The sequence below is a fragment of the Bacillus sp. V5-8f genome (assembly GCF_002863565.1).
In the GTDB taxonomy this organism is placed as follows: domain Bacteria; phylum Bacillota; class Bacilli; order Bacillales; family DSM-1321; genus Peribacillus.
Genome location: NZ_PGUW01000002.1, coordinates 200,567 through 219,993, shown reverse-complemented (window position 1 = coordinate 219,993; position 19,427 = coordinate 200,567). Strand labels below are relative to the sequence as shown.

The window sequence follows — 19,427 nt, the reverse complement described above, 5'->3', positions numbered from 1 at the left end:
AGGTAAATGCTTTAAAAATTGTAAGGGCTTTCAATCTATAGTACGATGGATTTAGCATAAAAAACATTCCTGAAAATATAGGGGGGGAAAATGTCGAATGATGGAGAACGCTGTAAATGAGTATATAAAGACAGTGGCTGAAGTAAATGATATTCGAAAAAAGGCTGAACAAATGCTGCGAGGTTGTGTTGACTTTTTTCCATTCGAGCGTGCTTCTCTGTTCACATATTCGCCATTAAGCCATTTTGGTGAAGGTATTTTTCTGATTGAGAACAGTAAAGTCATTTCGCTTCAGCATGTGAAAGACGACATCCGTACCATTTTTCCGCTTTATCAGGCCGTCACCAGAAATAAACCAGTATTAATCCACCGTGAAGATATACTTGAATCGTTTCCTGATAAATATGTCCGCCATTTTCAACTTTCATCTCTTGCGATTATCCCCATCAGCCTATTGAATATAGTGGTCGGATTTGTTTTGGTTGACAGATACATGGGTGAATATCCCTTTGAAAAAAACTATTTAACGCTTTTATCCCATTATATTAAAAAGGCACTGTCCCCCCTGTCACACAATTCAGAAGAAAAGCCTTCCTTGAGCAAAAGGGAAACAGAGGTCCTGCAACACCTGGCAAATGGATACTCTATGAAGGAAATGGCATCCATGATGAATGTAAGTGAATTTACAGTAAGGGATTATATCAGTGCAAGCATGAGAAAGCTCGGCGTTAATCACCGAGCTGAGGCCATCGCGGTAGGTATGAGGAAAGGAATTATCCTGTAAATTTCTCTTCTTTAACAGTTTGGATCATTGTTTTTTCAGGTTTTGATGAAACATAGCTATGGAGCACCATGCCAAGTATGACGAGCATCATTCCAGTCCATGAAACAGCGGATGGCCAATCACCCGAGAGTATGATAATCTCCCCTGCGGCAGCAAATAAAACCTCTAAAGATTGTGTAGCTTCAACCGCACCTAATTTTTGCATATTTCCTTTTACCAAATCGGTTGCCGCGAAAAATAGCACGGTGGCAAATACACCTGAAAACAGGGCGACAGCTGCCGACTGCCAAATTTGTCCTGGGGCTGGAGGACCTGATGTGGTAAAAGCGAAAACAGAAAGGATAAGCCAAAATGGCAGACTTGCGATCGTCATTCCCAAAACTCGCTGCCAGGCATCTAGCCTTCCTGAACAGACCTCCATCATTTTTCGATTCCCGAGCGGATAAGCAAACGAGGCCACAATGAGGGGGATTACGCATAAAAGTGTTTCTAATAGTGAAATTTCGTTTGCATGCTCATACTGCATAAGTGCGACTCCAAGAAGAATCACCATGGACATCATTAATCCGCGGTATGGAATTTTTCCTTTAATTTGGACCATGCCGTGGGCAGTCTGCTTCGTCTCATAAAAAAACGGTACAAGCAATGAACCAGAGATGATCGTGATCAGCCATGTTCCCGCAATTAACCAACCAGGACCATATGCTGCCGAAAAACAAATGGGAGCGTAAAATAACCCGAACCCGACAAAACTCCACACGAGCCAATAAGATGGGCGTGACTGCATTTCCTTTAATAAGGGAATCAAGTTCTTTCGTGACATGACAATGATTAGGAGCATTGGCACCATGAAAAAATAACGCAAAGACGCACTCCAAAGCCAGCTCCCTCCAGAAAGGTCCATCATGCGGTTTAATATGAAGGTAAAAGCGAAAAAGAAGGCAGCGAAAACACCAAGTGCAATTGGACGCATGGGTCCACCTCTTTTCTTGCAAAGCTATATGCATTATTGTACCTGGAAATCCAATAATAGCAATCATATGCTTAAATATTCTGAATTGTATACTAGGCGAGTACACAGTATGAAAAAATCGCATTGTTATGAAGGAACCGAATAATACATTTTTCCATAAGTACCAACAACCCCAAGAGGATGCTAGCTATATTGGTGAAATGGAATTGTTTTAAAATAAGGGAATATTTTCCATTATTATTCGAGCTTTCGCAATATTTACAATATTTTTCTTGAACCTCATTTCCCTTCGAAGAGAGAAATCAAGTGTTTTGCAATTAGAGTTGAATCAAGGCGGGCGGCTACATGCGGAGGCCTTGAACCAATCATGGCTTCCCATGGGTGACCCAGCCAAAGCAAGCATTCATCAATTATCATAAATGGAAAGTCAACTTTCGCTGACATATTTAAATCTGGTTGAACTTCATGTATAGGTCTATCAGACATAATAGTGAGCGAAACATTATAGGGTCTTTTTTTCAAGCGTTCCAGCCAATCTTCCGGTAGTCCCGTACCGTTTGGTAAAGACAGGATAACGGAGGATTTTGCCAAAGAAATGTCTTGAAATGCCTGTTCCAGCTTTTTGGCATGCATCCATTGCAGTCGGGGAAGCTGATTTTTCACCCATGTGCCGATTTCATGCTTCTGTATAGACTGGCCTTGGGTTTTTTGGTGTTCAACCAATTGCCTGATTGTCTTGTTTTGGTAGACTGAATCCTGTATGAAAGAAGCGTCTCCCACATGGATAAACTTGCCTCTTGTCCTTGTGATGGCTACGTTGATTAGCCTTTCGCTTTCTTGACCTGCCACTAAATAACCGGCACGTTCCATAGGGTGGCTGTCAACCGTATCAAAAATGATAACATCCCGCTCGCTTCCCTGGAATCGGTGAACGGTAGAGGCCAATATATCGCAGTGCGTTCGCTCCCTTTCATACAGCGACGAAAGAAGCAGTTCCATCATTGATGCCTGAGCGCGGTACGGTGTTACATACCCAATTGATCGTGCCCCGGCAAGATAGCTTTCGTGGATTAACTGGAAGGACTGCAGAAGCTGCCATATATTTATTCTGGAGTGTGAAGCAGGTTGTGTAAAACAAAATTTTCCACTATGGCTACTATCCAGCAAGATGGAAGCACGTCCAGGAAATGGCGCTTGTTCGACGATTTTATTTCGGCTTGTATACACACTTTCATGGTCCTCTACTAATGATTGATAAACATATTTATTGGTAAAGGCTGAAATTTCAGGATGCATTCGTCTCTGTTCATTTAGTAAAAATAAATGGACGTGCAGTTTTTCCTTTGTTGTCCGTTCAACAACTCCAGATGCGTGAAAAATATCTTCTTTTAACCATTGATTAACGAGCGCATGACGGGAAATGGCAATAGGCGCCAATTGTTTAAAGTCTCCGCAGATGATGACTCTCTCTCCTAACGATGCAGCGAAGGCAACCTGGGGAATAAAAGCCATGCTAGCCTCATCCACAATCACAACATCAAATTGTTTTTCATATATCGATGAGTCGCTTGCCGCCTTAGCGAGGGTTGTTCCGATTATGCTTGCCTCCTTCAGGAGTTGCATCTCTTTTTGGCGGTATTTTTCCAAAACCTTTGCCAGCTTTGTTTCCAATTCAAGCAGATAATCTGAATCTCGTTTACTAAAAGAACTCAATAAATCGTTTTTAATGTTTCGTCTTGCTTCGATCAATTGTTTTTTGTTCTCCGCTAGTTTGGGTTCTCCTTTTTCAATCAGTTCGGTGGTCGTTAAAGGTCTGCCCTTATGAGATGAATCAGTTCCGATTGTTCCGTAACGGATTATGCCTCCTGCACGGAAGCGTTTTTTTTTCTTTACATATTGTGCGGTTTCATCCATCAATATATCCACAGCCTGGTTGCTGTGCGATAAAATCAATACGTTCTTACCTTTAAAATGATGGTTTGCGGCTACCCTTGCAAGTGTATAGGTTTTTCCAGTACCCGGAGGGCCCCAGACGTATGTAACAGGATTATACTTGGAGCGTAAAAATAACTCATGGACATTACTCTTACTTTTTTCGGCCGGATGTTTTGCAGGCATAGAAGGATCCAACAGTTTTTTTATTCTTAAACGTTTCCGTTTACTTTTTTTTATTTCATCGAGTCTTAGAATTAGCTGTTCTAAAAGTTCCCATGGATCATGGTAAAGGAATGCTTCTGAGACAAAATCCCCTAGGAAATGCTCCGTTGTGAGGATGATGCTTTTTCCCTCTGATGAAAGGATACGACCGTTCTTCCTCTCAGAACCCTGTTCCAATCTGACTATTGACCCGACCGGAATCCTAATAGAAAAGTCTGTTTCGAAATAATAGGTAAACCCATCTCGATCGGAAACCAGTCGTCCGTCCTTAACCGAATATTTACTGCTTCCATGTTTTTTAAAATGCTGAATTTCTATTTGCAATGCTTTTTGCCATTCTTTTAAGTATGCTAAAGTTGAGGTCATATTGTACCCTTCCTTTTAACTAAAAACTGAACAATAAAAAAGCTCAATCAATGGAAGATTGAGCTTTTTTTATTCTATTACTATAACATTAATTCTGTAAACTTGCTATTAACGGGCAACTGAAAATGTATTTTCCTTAGTCACTTCTACCACCCAGCCAAGTGGATCTTCTAGTTTTCCGCGCTGGATTCCGGTCAAAGTATCAAACAACTTTTTGGAAAGTTCTCCTGTTTTTCCATCGTTAATGACAATCTTCTCATTATTCCAGAAGAATTCTCCAATAGGGGAAATAACAGCAGCGGTACCGGTACCGAAAGCTTCCTCCAACGTTCCATCCACATGAGCCTGTCGAACCTCTTCCATAGAGATTTTGCGTTCCGTTACAGGGAGATTCCAATGCTTCAATAATTCAATTATGGATGACCTGGTTACACCTTCAAGGATACTTCCGTTCAATGCCGGAGTAATAACCTCACCATTGATCTTGAAGAAAACATTCATACTTCCGACTTCTTCTATATATTTCTTCTCAACACCGTCGAGCCAGAGGACCTGGGTGTATCCATTCTTTTCTGAAACTTCTTGAGCCTTTAGGCTTGCCGCATAGTTTCCGCCTGTTTTCGCTGTACCTGTTCCGCCATTTACAGCACGCACAAACTTGTTTTCAACAGCTATTTTTACCGGATGGATCCCTTCTTTATAGTAGGAACCTACAGGACACAGGATAATCATAAATTTGTAGGAACTGGAAGGATGAACCCCAAGAAATGGTTCTGTTGATATAATAAACGGCCTGATATAAAGGGATGTGCCATCTGCCTTTGGAATCCATTCCCGGTCGACTTCAATGAGTTTTTTGAGGGCTTCAAGAACGAATTCCTCATCAATTTCAGGAATACATAGCCTCTCATTTGACTGGTTCAATCGACTGAAATTCTTTTCGGGACGGAAAAGCAAGACTCTTCCATCTTCTGTTTCATATGCTTTCAATCCTTCAAAAACTGATTGGCCGTAATGAAATATCATAGAAGCCGGATCCATAGTGAGCGGCTGGTAAGGTACGATACGAGGGTCATGCCAGCCAAGTTCAGTGCCATAATCCATTATGAACATATGGTCCGTAAAAAATTTGCCGAACTCTAGCTGATCGGATTGAGGTTTCTCTTTTTTTGTCTCGCTCAAGGTGATAGTTATATTTTGTGTTTTCATTCCGGTAACTCCTCATTATTAAGTTAATGTATATACATAAATCTATAAAAGCCATTTTACTCCTATAACTATCTACCTTCAAGCCTAATTATTAAAAATTTCAGAAATTTTTTCTTGTTGTATTCTATTTTTACTAAGTCCAATGCTCTATTTCCGACGACATGCTAATTCCTTCTATTTTGAATTGTGAAGCTCCTAATCCATGTGTTGTTGCTGAATTCTCTAGCTTTGATTTCCACTCTATCTTTATATACATTAACGAGCAGTCCTTGAGATAAGCCTCTTTTTCTCCCTTCCCGGCTTGTTACATAGCTTACGGATGATGTGTTAACTATGGTAAGCTCCTTTTGGTACACTGTTTTGGGATGGTCCAGGGTGTAGTGAGTATGACCGCTAAAAAGAATTGCTTGTGGATATTTCCGCAGAATATTTTTGAGCCTTTTCCCATCAAAATCAATATAATTTCTTTCTGTGCCATATACGGTATCCTTTATCGGCTGATGGAGAAAAACAAAGATCGGTTTATTTGAGGCAGCATTCAAGCTTAGTTTAAGCTCCAACCACCGATATTGCGTATCTGAAATATATGGGGCATTTGGATTTTCAGGCATCATTCTTTCGCTTCCCAGTGTTATAAAATGATAACCTGCAATCCATTTATCATAATAAACATTTTCCATACCGGTTTTCATTAAAAAACGCATTAGCAGCATCTCATTAGTAAGCAAAGGCCGGTTCCATAGCTTCATTTCGAAGAACTCATGGTTTCCCATTGCAAGAATTCGTTCAGCACCAGGATTTGATCCGGTAAACAAAAGGTCCATAAACCGGTCGTATTGCTCCTCAAGTCCATGGTTCGTAAGGTCGCCCACAACCGCGATTGCTTGATAAGAAGGTGCAATCCGCTGATAGTCCTCCAATGCTTTCAGAAATTTATGATCGGTATTATTCCAGCAGATTGGAATCCTATCGATGACGCGCGGTTCTCCACATATATGTACATCACTCATCACAGGAAATTGAAGAATGGGCACTTCTTTTGCCGGGTACGCGGTCGCGTTAGGATTTATAGCGATAAAGAGCATTGCTGAAGAAAATATAATGATCCGGTATACCAGCTTCAAAGTATCCCCCCTTTTCGGCATTAATTTTAATAAAAAGTTTTCCCTGGACGGCTATAAATATGAACTCCCCTGCACTATTCAATGAATATAAAAACTTGCTCCGTCAGTGATTTCGATATTAGAAAACTGCTTTAAATCTTCCATCAACGTAAATAGGGCATCATCCTTTTGTTTCGCTTCAATCATACAGTCTATTTGTGAGACGCTGCCTTTTATCTCTTCCAAAAAGTCCATGAACATTTGGGCTGACACATAATCAGCGTGGGCGCGGAAATCCCGTTCGGAACGCGGGCTAGAAATATGCATTTTAATTGGAAGTTTTGCATGATTCCAGGTACTGCTAACCCTGTCCCAAATTTCGGCCCAGTTTTCGCCTTGGGAATGGTGGGCCAGGTAATGGTGATAATCAAAAACGAGGGGAATACCGAGTTTTTCACATAGATAAAGGGTTTCAGATAGTGAAAAGGTGGTATCGTCGTTTTCAAGCATGACCATTTTTTGAAGAGATGCGGGTACGAGCCCCCAATTATGGATAAATTGCTCCAGTGCTTTTTCATGATCGTTATACCCCCCGCCTACATGCATGACGCATCGATGTTCTGGATCGATCCCCATCCCTCTTAGCAGGGAATAGTGCATTTTCAATGTCTTTACGGATGTTTTCAGCGTATCGGAATCTGATGTATTTAGAATAACGAAATGGTCAGGGTGAAAATCGACCCTCATGTCGGGATGTTCAATTAAAAATTTTTTTATGTTAGTAAGCTCTTCTTTCAATGGAGAAACAAAATCCCATTCCGGCAATTCAGGGTGATTGGCAAGCGGAATCATTTTAGAAGTCAGCCGAAAAAAAGAGATGTCATGGGCCGCGTTATGCCGCAGCAGTCTCAGACAGTTTTCAAGATTAGAGGCTGCGATCCTTTCCAGTTTTCGAACGGCAGCATCACGATCTCGAATCCTGGAAAACTGTGAAAAGGTCATCGTTTGCGAAGGAGAACAATTTTTTACATGAGTACTCATTGCTACATAACCCAGGCGGACTCTAGTCAAAGAAAACCCTCCCCTATTAAGTATGTTAAGCATTATTATTCCCTTGAGATTGAATTTCTACCTAAGAAATATGACTTTGAAACCAGTGTTCTAAACGAAATTATTAATAAATATATTGTGTTATATGCGGACAAGGTCGAAGATTTTGCAGGACATTTACTTTTTAAAGGAGGATTAAGGAGTGGTTCCTTCTAAATTCAAGTCAATTATCTTGGCTATGATCATAACTACCTTGGCAGTCTCGCTAATCTCCTTTCCACAGGAATCCGTAGACGCCTCCAGACGGGGATTGGAGATGTGGTGGGAAATCGTGTTCCCTTCGTTACTGCCGTTTTTTATTATATGTGAGATCCTAATAAGCTTTGGGGTAGTGGGGTTTTTGGGAGTAATATTGGAACCTTTAATGAAACCTTTATTCAGGGTTCCGGGAGTCGGTGGATTTGTTTGGGCGATGGGAATGGCGTCAGGGTTCCCAACAGGTGCAAAGTTAACAGCAAGGTTAAGACTTGAAAAAAAGATAACGAAAATCGAAGCGGAACGCTTAGTTTCTTTTACGAATTCATCGAATCCCCTTTTTATCTTTGGTGCGGTTTCGGTCGTATTTTTCGAAAATCCAGAGCTTGGTGCGATTCTAGCCCTGTCCCATTATTTAGGGAATATCAGCATTGGTTTGATCATGCGCTTTTACGGTAATGACAAAAAAACAACAAAGATAAAAGGAAGTTCCTTTTCCATCAAACATGCCCTGTCTGTACTCCACCAGACACGATTGAAAGATAAAAGGCCTTTTGGGACTCTATTAGGAGATGCTGTTCTCTCTTCAATAAATACCTTATTAATGGTAGGCGGATTCATTATCTTGTTTTCCGTTATTAATAGACTGTTGATTCATCTCCATATCACTGAATATCTGGCCTCCTTTGTTACTCATATCCTGAAACTTTTCCGATTTGAGGATGCGTTGACTGTCCCATTGATTGCCGGGTTAATGGAAATTACGACTGGCAGCCAGATGACAAGCGCCCTTCAGAATGCAAATCTAATGCATCAAGCTATTATAGTAAGTTTTATTCTCGCGTTCAGTGGTTTCAGCGTGCAAGCGCAAGTAGCAAGCATTTTAGCCCCAACTGATATTAGTTTTAAACCTTTTTTCTTTGCTCGTATTCTGCATGGATTCTTATCCAGTTTCTTTACTTACCTTCTTTGGACACCTGTATACCAGGCAAGTGCGACGAATGCCTTACCCGTTTTCCTGTTTGGAAGAGACGAACAGCAAGCACTCTTCAGTATGATGAATATTGGCCCAATCATTACAATATCAGCCCTGAGCATCTACATCATCATTTTTGCAAGGAAAATCTATAAGGGGGCTAATATATGAAAACGGGGTCAGGCCCCCGCACATCACACCAGTGTAGCAGCGGGAGTCTGACCCGAAAGGAATTCGATTAGGTTTTCATTGTTTCGTTTTGCTTCTTCATAGCCTTGTTGGTACAGTCGACCGAGTTTTTTTGGATTGCGTTCCACCCTGCCTACTTCCAGTTTTTCTGACGGACGGATGATCAGCACATTCCCTTTTGCTTCTTGATCCTCTAAATAGTCGATTGTGTCGTTATATACTTTATGACGGTTAAATATTGCGTTCACTAGCCCTTCGTATTGGCCGTATTTACGTTGCAATAGCCATTTCATGGATTGCTCTGTTTTTTTGTATCCCTTATTTCTTGTTAAAATCACTACATTTTTAACATTTCCGTCCCGCTCAGATTTTCGGATTGGAATCGGGTCGGAAATGCCCCCATCCATTAAATATTTCCCTTGGAAATTTATGATAGGCGCCATTAGAGGAAGTGAACTTGATGCCCTGAGAATGGTGAGTATATCGTTCCTAGAGGAAGACTTTTCAAAATAAACCGGCTCACCGCTTTTGCAATCAGTGGTTCCCACCACGAATTCTTCCTGCGCCTGGTTAAATGTTTCAAAGTCAAAAGGAGCTAGCTCATTCGGCATTTTATCAAAAATAAAATCCATGCCGAATAACTCCCTTTTTTTAAAAAAACGTTTCAAAGAGATATATTCCGGGTGCCGGACGAAGTCAATATTCGTAATCCGGTTGCGGTCTATTTGCCTAGAAATGTACGAAGACCCATTACAAGCCCCGGCAGAAACGCCGATTACATAGGGGATATAAATCCCCTGCTCCATCAAATATCTAATCACACCTGCCGTAAAAACACCCCTCATGCCGCCGCCTTCTAAAACCAGCCCAGTGCTTTTCATACATTAATCGCCTCTTTATTGTTAATTTTACCTATTATACGTTTGCAAATTAATAGTAACGCTTGATTATACTGTGTTCAAGCAATTCAGCTTGTTTTGTACTGGAAGTCACAATCATATCATCTTCCTTTATATAGTAAAAAATCCATGCAAAAAACGTTTAATGTCATCGTAAATAAGGAATGTAGTAACAAGGCAAGGTAGCATAGGGTTTTGGGGGGGTTATACATTGTGGATTCATAAACCATTTTTTAAATATGCAACAGCAGTGTTGTTAGTTATTTTAATTATTTTTTTAATGGGCAAGATTGATTACTTTTTGTGGCCGTTTCAAAAAATAATCGGCACGATTTTTTTTCCGGTTCTGATCGCGGGACTGTTTTACTATATCGCCCGGCCGCTTGTCAAGTTTCTCTCGCGCTTTATGCCAAAAACAGTAAGTATCTTATTATTCTTTGCGGCAATAATCGGGTTAGTATACCTTGCTATCCATGTTTCCGCACCGACTATATCTGAACAAATGCATAAATTGTCCAGCCAGTTTCCTGATAAAGTAAAAGAAATTTCCTCAAAGTCAGAGGATACGATAAAAGAAAATGATTTTGGTATGGTCAAAAATAGCGAGAATATAGAAGAAAAAGCATCGGGATACTTAGAATCGCTCTCAACAAAAATCAGTGGAAATTTAATAACCATTATTTCTATAATCACGAATATAGCAACAGTATTAATTATCGTCCCATTCATTCTTTTTTATTTTCTCAAGGATGACCATAAACTGAGGCCTTTTTTGCTAAAATACATTCCCGAGGAAGTTGAAAGTGAAGGGAACAAGATTTTAAAGGATGTTGACAAAACCTTATCAGCCTACATTGTAGGCCAATTCATTATTGCTATGGTAGATGGAGTATTAATGTATATTGGTTATAGAGTGATTAGCCTTGATTATGCGATTATCCTGGCCCTGTTTGCGATGTGTTTAACGGTTGTTCCTTTCCTTGGTCCCTTTATTGGAATCATTCCCGCTCTCTTTGTCGCTTTGCAGCAAGAACCGATAATGGCGATAAAGGTATTGGCAGTTTTACTTGTTGTCCAACAACTGGAGGGAAATTTTGTGACGCCTAATGTAATGGGAAAGCGGCTTGACATTCACCCGCTGACAATCATCTTCCTCCTGCTTATTGCAGGCTCCATTTACGGTTTCATCGGCATCTTGATTGCCATTCCGCTCTATTCCGTGATTAAAACTCTAGTCAAAAATTTCAGGCGGTTTTACCAGCTTCGCCATAGAAGCAACCGCAAGGCAATGAATGAAAACACCGGCTAATACTCAGGTGAACAAAAAGGGCTGTCCTGAAAGTCAGTTAAACTGACATTTGGACAGCCTTTTTTATTATTTCCCTAGTGAACTAACTATGAACGTATCTTAACAGCTTCACCTGCGAATAGATCAGCTGCATTTTTCCCTATTAGTTTATCAATCTGCTGTTCTGTCACCCCTCGCTGCCGTAGCTCAGGAATGATACTTTCGAATAAATGCCCTGGATGCCAGTTTTCCATCAATTTCATTACAGGCTCAGGCATGACCGGCGGCCTTCCAAGCCAGATGTTTACAGAGTCATGAGCAAGCAGGATTTGATCTTCGTATCCTGCTTCCAATAATGTTAAAAGTGTTTCAATACGCTCATGGTCATACGGTGCCCCTACCGAACCCTGAATACCAAACCTGTCAAATCCGATCCTTACTCCTTGGTCCAACACGTTTCTGTGATATTCCGGATTGGTATTTCCACACATATGCCCGATAATGATCCGGGAAGGATCTGCTCCTTGTTCTGTTAGGAACCCAACCTGTTCGGGTCCCATTGTCCCTTCCTGTGTGTGTGTCAAGATAACGGTGCCCGTTTCTTGCTGGATACTTGCTGCAGCGCGGAAAAACATTTTTTCATACTCAGTAATGGTATCCTTGCTGGATGCAAGCTTAATGATTCCAGGTTTGATCCCTGTACCACCAATTCCGTCTGTAATTTCCTTTTTAAACATTTGATAGATTTCTTCCTCGGCTGACCCTAGCGCCTGCCTGAATTTAAAATAAGGAGGTGCTCCCTCACCTTCATAGTAATAACCGGTCGCACAAATAATCTGTAGTCCGGTGGCCTCGGAAATCTTCTTTAAAAATGCCGGATTCCTTCCACACTCATTTGGAGTTGGATCTACTACGGTTCTGATGCCGTAACTCATCATTTGCCGGGCTATGTTAATGGAAGCCTCCAAAGCTTCTTCCTCAATAAAAGGACCTAATGTTACATCCCCCTGGAAGCCGGGATAGCCAAAGATAAAATGCTCATGAATTAATGTTTTTCCCAAGGATTCGATTGGGATTGGACCTGTTACCGTTTCAACCATCTTACTCATTTCCTGCCACCGTCCCCGCTTTTTCCTTTTCTTCTTCTTGCAGCTTACGCCAAAGGATCTTCCCGCTCGCCGTAGTTGGGAATGAATCCCTGAACTCCACGAATCTAGGATACTTGTAAGCTGCCATTTGTGTTTTCGCCCAGCTTATAATTTCGTCTTCAGAGACTTTTCCTTTAAACTCTTGGTTCAGGATAATGAAAGCCTTGACCGTTTCCCCTCTTTTCGCATCAGGAACTCCAACGACACATGCCTGCTCTACGGCAGGATGCTTGTATAACAGAGACTCCACTTCAGTTGGCCACACCTTATAACCTGAGGCGTTGATCATCCGTTTAACACGGTCAACCATAAAATAATAGCCTTCTTCATCCATTTTCCCGATATCGCCAGTCCGGAAGAAGCGTTTTCCGCCTTTTTCAATAAAAGCCTGTTCCGTTTCTTCAGGACGGTTATAATAGCCTTTAAAAACCTGCGGGCCATGGACAATAATCTCTCCGATTGATCCAGGCGGTAATTCTTCTAAGGAAGCCGGATCAATGATTTTCGCATCAACGTCAAATGCCGGAATGCCCAGACACTGCATTTTTGGACGGTCAGGCGGATTAAAATGTGTCTGGGAAATGGTTTCAGATAGTCCGTAGCCCTCCACGAATTTCAAACCTGTCAGTTTAAAAAGCTTCTCCCCGACTGCTTCCGGCAAAGGTGCTCCGCCGCCTGAGATACTCGATAAAGATGAAATATCATAATCTATAAGATTCGGATTCGCCAAAAAGTCAATCAACATCGTACTAATATTGACCCAATGGGAACATTTATACTTTTGTATAGCTTCCACGGCGGTATTCCGGTCCCATCTGGTAAGCATCACCATCGCTGCACCGGCATAAATCGGCGCATGCATGCTGTGGACCATTCCTGTCACATGAAATAGAGGCAAGGTGGTCAATGATACAGAATCACTTGTAGTGCCACTCCAATAGTAGGCGCTTAGGACATTCGCCTGTACAGTACGGTTTGTATGGATACAGCCTTTCGGAAGTCCGGTGGTCCCGGAGGTATAAGGTAAAACGACCACATCATCTGCATGGCCTGTATATTGGGATGGCGCTAATTTCTCTTCGATTGCTTCTTTCCATAAATATTGGTTTTCCCCTGAATATGTATTTCTTGGTGCGGCAACTTCTGAAGGAATGGATTGAGGTGAATCTTGCTGCGGCAAATAATCGGAATAGGCAGCAACCAGGATATTTTTTAAGGAAGTAGTGTTTTGGAGCGGCTGGGCGTGCCCGAAAAGCTCCTGCCCAACAATGGCAGTTTGAATTTCGCAATCTTTTATGTAGAAAGAAAGCTCATTTTCGGTATTCATTGGATTAATGGGTACGACAATAGCCCTTGTGCGTACAATGGCATAATACGTGATCAGGAACTGCGGTGAATTTTGCATGAATAAAGCTACCCGGTCTCCCTTTTTTACATTCAGTTTCTGTTGTAGGTAGCCTGCAATTGCTTCCACTTCATGTAGGAGCTCTTGATACGAATACTCAGCACCATAGTAATATAGAGCTGCTTTTTTGGGATACCGTCTTGCTGAAACCTCAAGGTTGTCAAATAAGGTGGTTTCTGGAACTGTAAGTGTTTTTGTGACTCGTTTTGGCCAGTAGGCAAAATGGTTTTTGTTCATATGCTTCCCTCCTGAATATCTTTATTTAACATTCATGCTTCAAAAACTATAATGGTCGAAGAACAGATTTAACAGTATGAAAAGTAATGAATGCGCTTACATAATTACGACTAGCTAATATACTAACCATTCGGTATGTTTCATAGTTATTATACTATCAATTATAAAATTTTACCAAGAATAGTTTCTAAACTTTTGCACAAATTTTTATAACATAAAAAATGTCAAAGGGATTCTAACACCCTTTGACATTTATACTTTAAATTGAACAAGAAGATTGTCCTTGGTCATTTTCTCTTGTCTTATTGATGATACCTTCACAAACCAGCTTTTCATGGCTTTGTTTTAACTCGATGCGTTCGTGATGGGTATACACATTTAATGACTGGTTCCTGACAAAACCGATCGTAGTGATCCCTAGCTCCTCTGCTGCTTGAAGCGCCAGCTCGGTCGGTGCTGATTTAGAAATAACGATTTCGCAGCCGATCTTTGCCACCTTCAATAATATTTCTGAAGAAATACGCCCGCTGAAAACGAGCACCTTATCACGAATCGAGATGTTGTTTCGGAGGCAATATCCGTAAATTTTATCCAATGCGTTATGTCTGCCTATATCCATTCTGCTAAGCATTGTGCCTTTTAAATCGCATAATGCGGCATTATGGACACCGCCTGTCCTTTTGAACATCTCAGCAGAACCCTGTAATTCATTCATTAACCGGAAGCAATCTTCGGGAGTAACTTTAACACTTACTTCCTTCATCTTTTTTGCGGTAAGGGCATCATTTACGAACACAAAGCCTTGTCTGCTCATTCCACAGCAGGAAGTAATGTAGCGCTTATTTGACAGCTTTTGATAATACGGGTTGATTTTGTTGGTTTTGACATTTACTACGCCATCTTTTTCCTGGATCCATATATCATCGATGTCTTCAAACTTCTTAATAATTCCCTCAGAAGCCAGATAGCCAACGACCATATCTTCTATATATTCAGGCGTACAAACCATTGTAACAAATTCTTCACCGTTGATTTTGACCGTTACCGGGTACTCTGTGACGATCGAATCCTCAATCCATTCGGCGCCCGTGGTAGAAAAGTGGAGGATTTCCCTTTTAATTTCAAGTTCCTTCATGATCGTATCCCTTCTCAAGTAATATCCTTGTCGAAAATAAAGACAGAGATGCCGATATCCTCTTCGACCTTTATATCAGAGAACAAATGGACAAGGGTTGCCCCGACCAATTCATTCATCCCTTCCGGAGTACCGCTTTTGTAGACATCTTGGATAAGCTTCGTCCTGGCTGCGTGCACCATATCCCGGCCTTCCGGGGTCCTTGCTATAAATTTTTCTGTTGGCGTAAGATTACCGTACAGCGTCGAAATCGCTTTATTTTCCACAAATATCGTCTGTATTTTTTCCGGTCCCTTGCCAAACAATTCCTTTCTCAGCTTTCTGAGAATGTCATTAAACTCATGAATTTTTTTTGACATACTCCTATCCCCTGTAAATCAATTTACGTCTCTCTCTATTTTATCGACATAAGTTTGTTCTCTTTCCATTGTTAATCATAAAGGAATTATTGCAAAAAAAAAAGCAAGACATATTAAAATGTAAACAAATTGTGAATTTTTAATTGTGAACATATTGTGTATTTAAAAAAACAGGTTTATAATGTTTCAATGTTGGACCCGTAATAACTGATTTGTTATGGATCTATCGGACGATTACATAAAAATGGATTGGTAACTTAGTAAGGTTTGCTAATTGACTATTCCACCATGGAAGCGCACTCTCTTTTGTCAAGGAGAGCTGTGTTTTGTGGTGGTTTTTTTATTTTGAAAGGTAGGGTAAAAAATGGCTATTGATACGATAAGCCTGATAGGAAAAGATGGCTCGCTGAACATTCTGGCCAGAGACACCATAAGTGTTACGATTAATAATCAGCTATACACTGCTGACAAAGGAAAGACAATTCTGCAGATTATCAATGAAAACAATATTGAGCATCCGCAGATTTGTTACGTACCCGAAGTTGATCCGATTCAAACATGTGATACATGTATTGTTGAAGTGGATGGGAAACTTGTTCGTTCTTGCTCAACTGTTGCTGAGGACGGCATGTTCATCGATCTTGGTTCAAGCCCTGCTGAAGCAGCACGTACGGAAGCTATGGACCGGATTCTTGAAAATCATCTATTATACTGCACGGTTTGCGATAACAACAACGGTAACTGTAAATTACACAATACCGCAGAAATGATGGGAATCGCACATCAGAAGTATCCATACAGACCTAAGGTCACAACTGATCAAGTAGATATGTCACATCCATTCTACCGTTATGATCCTAACCAATGTATTGGTTGCGGACAATGTGTTGAAGTGTGCCAAAGCCTTCAGGTCAACGAGACTATTTCTATTGATTGGGAAGCGGAAATTCCACGTGTTATCTGGGATGACGGCGTAGCTATCAATGATTCTTCATGTGTAGGCTGCGGCCAATGTGTAACAATTTGCCCATGTAACGCGTTAATGGAAAAATCAATGCTTGGTGAAGCTGGCTACATGACTGGGCTTGATGATGAAATGTTAACTCCAATGATCGATCTAGTTAAAGAGGTTGAGCCTGACTACACAACAATTTTTGCTGTGTCTGAAGTCGAAGCTGCTATGCGTGATACACGTACGAAGAAAACGAAAACAGTTTGTACTTTCTGTGGTGTCGGCTGTTCATTTGAAGTTTGGACTAAGGACCGTAAAGTTCTTAAGATCCAGCCTTCACACGATGCACCAGTTAATGCTATTTCTACCTGTGTTAAGGGTAAATTCGGCTGGGATTTCGTAAACTCTCAGGAACGTATCACTACCCCTCTCATCCGTAAAAACGGTGCTTTCGTTGAAGCGAGCTGGGATGAGGCTCTTGATTTAGTCGCTAAAAACTTAGGTGGTATCAAAGAGCAATATGGCAAGGGATCAGTTGGATTTATTTCTTCTTCTAAGATTACGAACGAAGAAAACTATGTTATTCAAAAAATGGCACGCCAAATTTTTGAAACAAACAATGTAGATAACTGTTCACGTTACTGTCAATCCCCTGCAACAGATGGTTTATTCCGTACTGTAGGTATGGGCGGCGATGCCGGAACTATTAAGGATATCGCACAAGCAGGTCTTGTAATCATTGTTGGTGCAAACCCAGCGGAAGGCCATCCAGTTTTAGCGACTCGCGTAAAACGTGCGCATAAATATCATGGCCAAAAACTAATTGTTGCTGACTTACGTAAAAATGAAATGGCTGAGCGTTCTGATATCTTTATCAGTCCTAAGCAAGGAACAGACCAGGTTTGGTTAATGGCTGTTACAAAGTACATGATTGACCAAGGCTGGCATGACCAGAAATTTATTGAAGAGAACGTCAACTTCTTCGACGATTTCCATGAAGTTCTAGACAAATACACATTGGATTATGCTGAAAAACATACGGGCATTAAGCGAGATACTCTCGTTGAAATCGCTGAAATGATTCGTGATGCAGATGGCACTTGTGTACTTTGGGGTATGGGTGTTACTCAAAATGTTGGCGGTTCTGATACTTCCGCAGCTATTTCCAACCTGCTTCTTGCAACAGGAAACTACCGTCGCCCAGGGGCTGGAGCTTACCCACTTCGCGGACATAACAATGTTCAAGGTGCGTGTGACCAGGGTACTCTTCCAGGATGGCTTCCAGGATATCAGCATGTTACAGACGACGTTGCACGTGCAAAGTTTGAAAAAGCATACGGTGTCACTATTGATGGCACACCAGGCCTTGATAACATCCAAATGCTTCATGCAATCGATGAAGGCAAGATGAGAGCCATGTATCTTGTTGGTGAAGATATGGCATTAGTGGATTCCAATGCCAACCATGTACATGATATTTTATCGAAGCTTGATTTCTTCGTTGTCCAGGATATTTTCTTATCAAGAACAGCTCAATATGCAGATGTAATCCTACCGGGTGTCCCTTCTCTTGAGAAAAATGGAACATTTACGAATACTGAACGCCGTGTTCAAAGATTGTACCAAGCTCTTCCTGAATTAGGAAATGCGAAACAAGACTGGTGGATCACACAAGAGATTGCAAACCGTTTAGGAGCGAACTGGAACTACAGCCACCCAAGTGAAATTATGGCGGAAATGGCAAGCCTTTCTCCTCTATTTGCAGGAGCAACTTATGACAATCTTGAAGGCTGGAACAGTTTCCTATGGGGCAGCCACTCTGGGGAAAGTACTCCACTTCTTTATGTAGATGGCTTTAACTTCCCTGATAAAAAAGCCCGCTTTGCACTTTCTGACTGGTCTAAACCTGTTGAGTTCCCTGAAGAATACGACCTTCATATCAATAATGGCCGTATGCTTGAGCATTTCCATGAAGGAAATATGACCAATAAGTCTACTGGTATCCAGTCCAAAGTGCCGGAAATTTTCGTGGAAGTTTCACCAGAACTTGCACAAGAACGCGGCATACAAGACGGTTCTCTAGTAAGACTTGTCTCACCTTATGGTGCGGTTAAATTAAACGCTCTTGTCACAGACCGCGTTAAGAAGAATGAGTTGTTCCTTCCGATGAACTCGGTGGACAAAGATTCAGCTATTAACTTCTTAACTGGACCTGCGATGGATGCACGAACTCATACACCTGCTTATAAGCAAACCATGGTCCGTATGGAAGTTATACGAGTGGATGGAGAAACTCCTCTACCTTCCATTAACCACAGGAATAAAAAACGCAATCCGCAAAACGGTGTAGAAGTTGAACGGAAATGGAACCGTCCAGGTTACGTCCATTTGACCACTCACTAATCGAAAGGAGGAAAAATAATGGCACAGCCAATAAAAATCATTGAGAAAAAAGTACCGACTGCCGAAGAGCTTCAACAGCAGAAGCTCGAAGAACTAAAGTCTCTTTTATCTGATAATAAGGAAGCACTCGACAAGATGATGGGCATAGCCGGCGAACTGAATGATTTGGGAGTGCTTGAAGCGGCACACGCAATGATTCAAGCGAAGGATAAGATTGCAAAAATTGCTCTTGGCCAAGTGACACGTGAACCTGTAACGAACTTGGTAAACGTGCTGATGGGAGCTACCGGTGCGATGATGAGTGCCGACCCAAAAGCCACTGAAACTGTGTTGAAAAGCAGCATTGCTGGCTTGCATGAAGCAAATGAGCATTTAAAGAGCAACAAAAAAACAGGTGTCCGCGATTTCATGAAAGCAATGAATGATCCCGACATCAACCGTGCCGTTGGTTTCGGCATCCATTTCTTACGAGGAATGGGTAAAGCATTGAAACATGAAGATAACCATTAAAAATGTAGATGTAACGTGAAAGTAACATC

Annotated in this window: 14 protein-coding genes and 1 pseudogene; 5 read left to right on the top strand and 10 right to left on the bottom strand. The window is 41.3% G+C overall.

What is annotated here, in order from left to right; translation table 11 throughout:
- Window positions 1-97: 97 nt before the first annotated feature.
- The gene (locus tag CUU64_RS02740; RefSeq protein WP_101631746.1) at window positions 98-784 is read left to right on the top strand and encodes a LuxR C-terminal-related transcriptional regulator; all 687 of its coding nucleotides are present in this window, start codon (window positions 98-100) and stop codon (window positions 782-784) included.
- Here the strand turns inward: CUU64_RS02740 and CUU64_RS02735 are convergent.
- The 5 genes from CUU64_RS02735 to uvsE all read right to left on the bottom strand — a co-directional run bounded on the left by CUU64_RS02735 (window position 774) and on the right by uvsE (window position 7,663).
- Window positions 774-1,757, bottom strand: a complete 984-nt coding sequence (locus tag CUU64_RS02735) for a DMT family transporter (RefSeq protein ID WP_101631745.1) — start codon at window positions 1,755-1,757, stop codon at window positions 774-776. The two genes, CUU64_RS02740 and CUU64_RS02735, sit on opposite strands and share 11 nt — an antisense overlap.
- A 279-nt stretch (window positions 1,758-2,036) precedes the next feature.
- Complete coding sequence (locus CUU64_RS02730; protein ID WP_101631744.1) at window positions 2,037-4,280, bottom strand: AAA domain-containing protein; 2,244 nt, start codon at window positions 4,278-4,280, stop codon at window positions 2,037-2,039.
- 108 nt (window positions 4,281-4,388) lie between these two features.
- A complete protein-coding gene (locus tag CUU64_RS02725; protein ID WP_101631743.1) occupies window positions 4,389-5,489 on the bottom strand; it encodes a branched-chain amino acid aminotransferase in 1,101 nt (366 codons plus the stop codon).
- Between the two features lie 164 nt (window positions 5,490-5,653).
- A complete protein-coding gene (locus tag CUU64_RS02720) occupies window positions 5,654-6,613 on the bottom strand; it encodes a metallophosphoesterase family protein (protein ID WP_180954442.1) in 960 nt (319 codons plus the stop codon).
- A gap of 78 nt (window positions 6,614-6,691) precedes the next feature.
- Window positions 6,692-7,663 (bottom strand): UV DNA damage repair endonuclease UvsE, encoded by a 972-nt coding sequence (uvsE, locus tag CUU64_RS02715; protein ID WP_101631741.1) that lies wholly within the window; start codon window positions 7,661-7,663, stop codon window positions 6,692-6,694.
- A 181-nt stretch (window positions 7,664-7,844) separates the two neighbouring features.
- Here uvsE and ylbJ point away from each other — a divergent pair, with 181 nt between their 5' ends.
- A complete protein-coding gene (ylbJ, locus tag CUU64_RS02710) occupies window positions 7,845-9,044 on the top strand; it encodes a sporulation integral membrane protein YlbJ (RefSeq protein ID WP_101631740.1) in 1,200 nt (399 codons plus the stop codon).
- A 23-nt stretch (window positions 9,045-9,067) separates the two neighbouring features.
- On the opposite strand, the gene CUU64_RS02705 is transcribed toward ylbJ, so the two are convergent.
- Entirely contained in the window at window positions 9,068-9,943 is an 876-nt protein-coding gene (locus CUU64_RS02705) for a patatin-like phospholipase family protein (protein WP_101631739.1), read from the bottom strand.
- A 229-nt stretch (window positions 9,944-10,172) separates the two neighbouring features.
- On the opposite strand from CUU64_RS02705, the gene CUU64_RS02700 reads away from it, so the two are divergent.
- A complete protein-coding gene (locus CUU64_RS02700; RefSeq protein WP_101631738.1) occupies window positions 10,173-11,270 on the top strand; it encodes an AI-2E family transporter in 1,098 nt (365 codons plus the stop codon).
- An 86-nt stretch (window positions 11,271-11,356) separates the two neighbouring features.
- On the opposite strand, the gene CUU64_RS02695 is transcribed toward CUU64_RS02700, so the two are convergent.
- The 4 genes and pseudogenes from CUU64_RS02695 to CUU64_RS02680 all read right to left on the bottom strand — a co-directional run bounded on the left by CUU64_RS02695 (window position 11,357) and on the right by CUU64_RS02680 (window position 15,533).
- The gene (locus CUU64_RS02695; protein ID WP_101631737.1) at window positions 11,357-12,358 is read right to left on the bottom strand and encodes a phosphotriesterase family protein; all 1,002 of its coding nucleotides are present in this window, start codon (window positions 12,356-12,358) and stop codon (window positions 11,357-11,359) included.
- Entirely contained in the window at window positions 12,351-14,039 is a 1,689-nt protein-coding gene (locus tag CUU64_RS02690; RefSeq protein WP_101631736.1) for a long-chain fatty acid--CoA ligase, read from the bottom strand. Before CUU64_RS02690 ends, CUU64_RS02695 begins: the two co-directional genes overlap by 8 nt.
- A 352-nt stretch (window positions 14,040-14,391) precedes the next feature.
- Window positions 14,392-15,174: pseudogene (fdhD, locus tag CUU64_RS02685) on the bottom strand (formate dehydrogenase accessory sulfurtransferase FdhD); the annotation flags it as partial.
- Window positions 15,175-15,188: 14 nt separating this feature from the next.
- Window positions 15,189-15,533 (bottom strand): Na-translocating system protein MpsC family protein, encoded by a 345-nt coding sequence (locus CUU64_RS02680; RefSeq protein WP_101631734.1) that lies wholly within the window; start codon window positions 15,531-15,533, stop codon window positions 15,189-15,191.
- Between the two features lie 415 nt (window positions 15,534-15,948).
- Here CUU64_RS02680 and fdhF point away from each other — a divergent pair, with 415 nt between their 5' ends.
- On the top strand, window positions 15,949-18,888 hold the full coding sequence (gene fdhF, locus CUU64_RS02675) for a formate dehydrogenase subunit alpha (RefSeq protein WP_374702696.1): 2,940 nt from the start codon (window positions 15,949-15,951) through the stop codon (window positions 18,886-18,888).
- Window positions 18,889-18,906: 18 nt separating this feature from the next.
- Window positions 18,907-19,398, top strand: a complete 492-nt coding sequence (locus tag CUU64_RS02670) for a helical membrane plugin domain-containing protein (RefSeq protein WP_101631732.1) — start codon at window positions 18,907-18,909, stop codon at window positions 19,396-19,398.
- The last annotated feature ends 29 nt before the right edge of the window (window positions 19,399-19,427 follow it).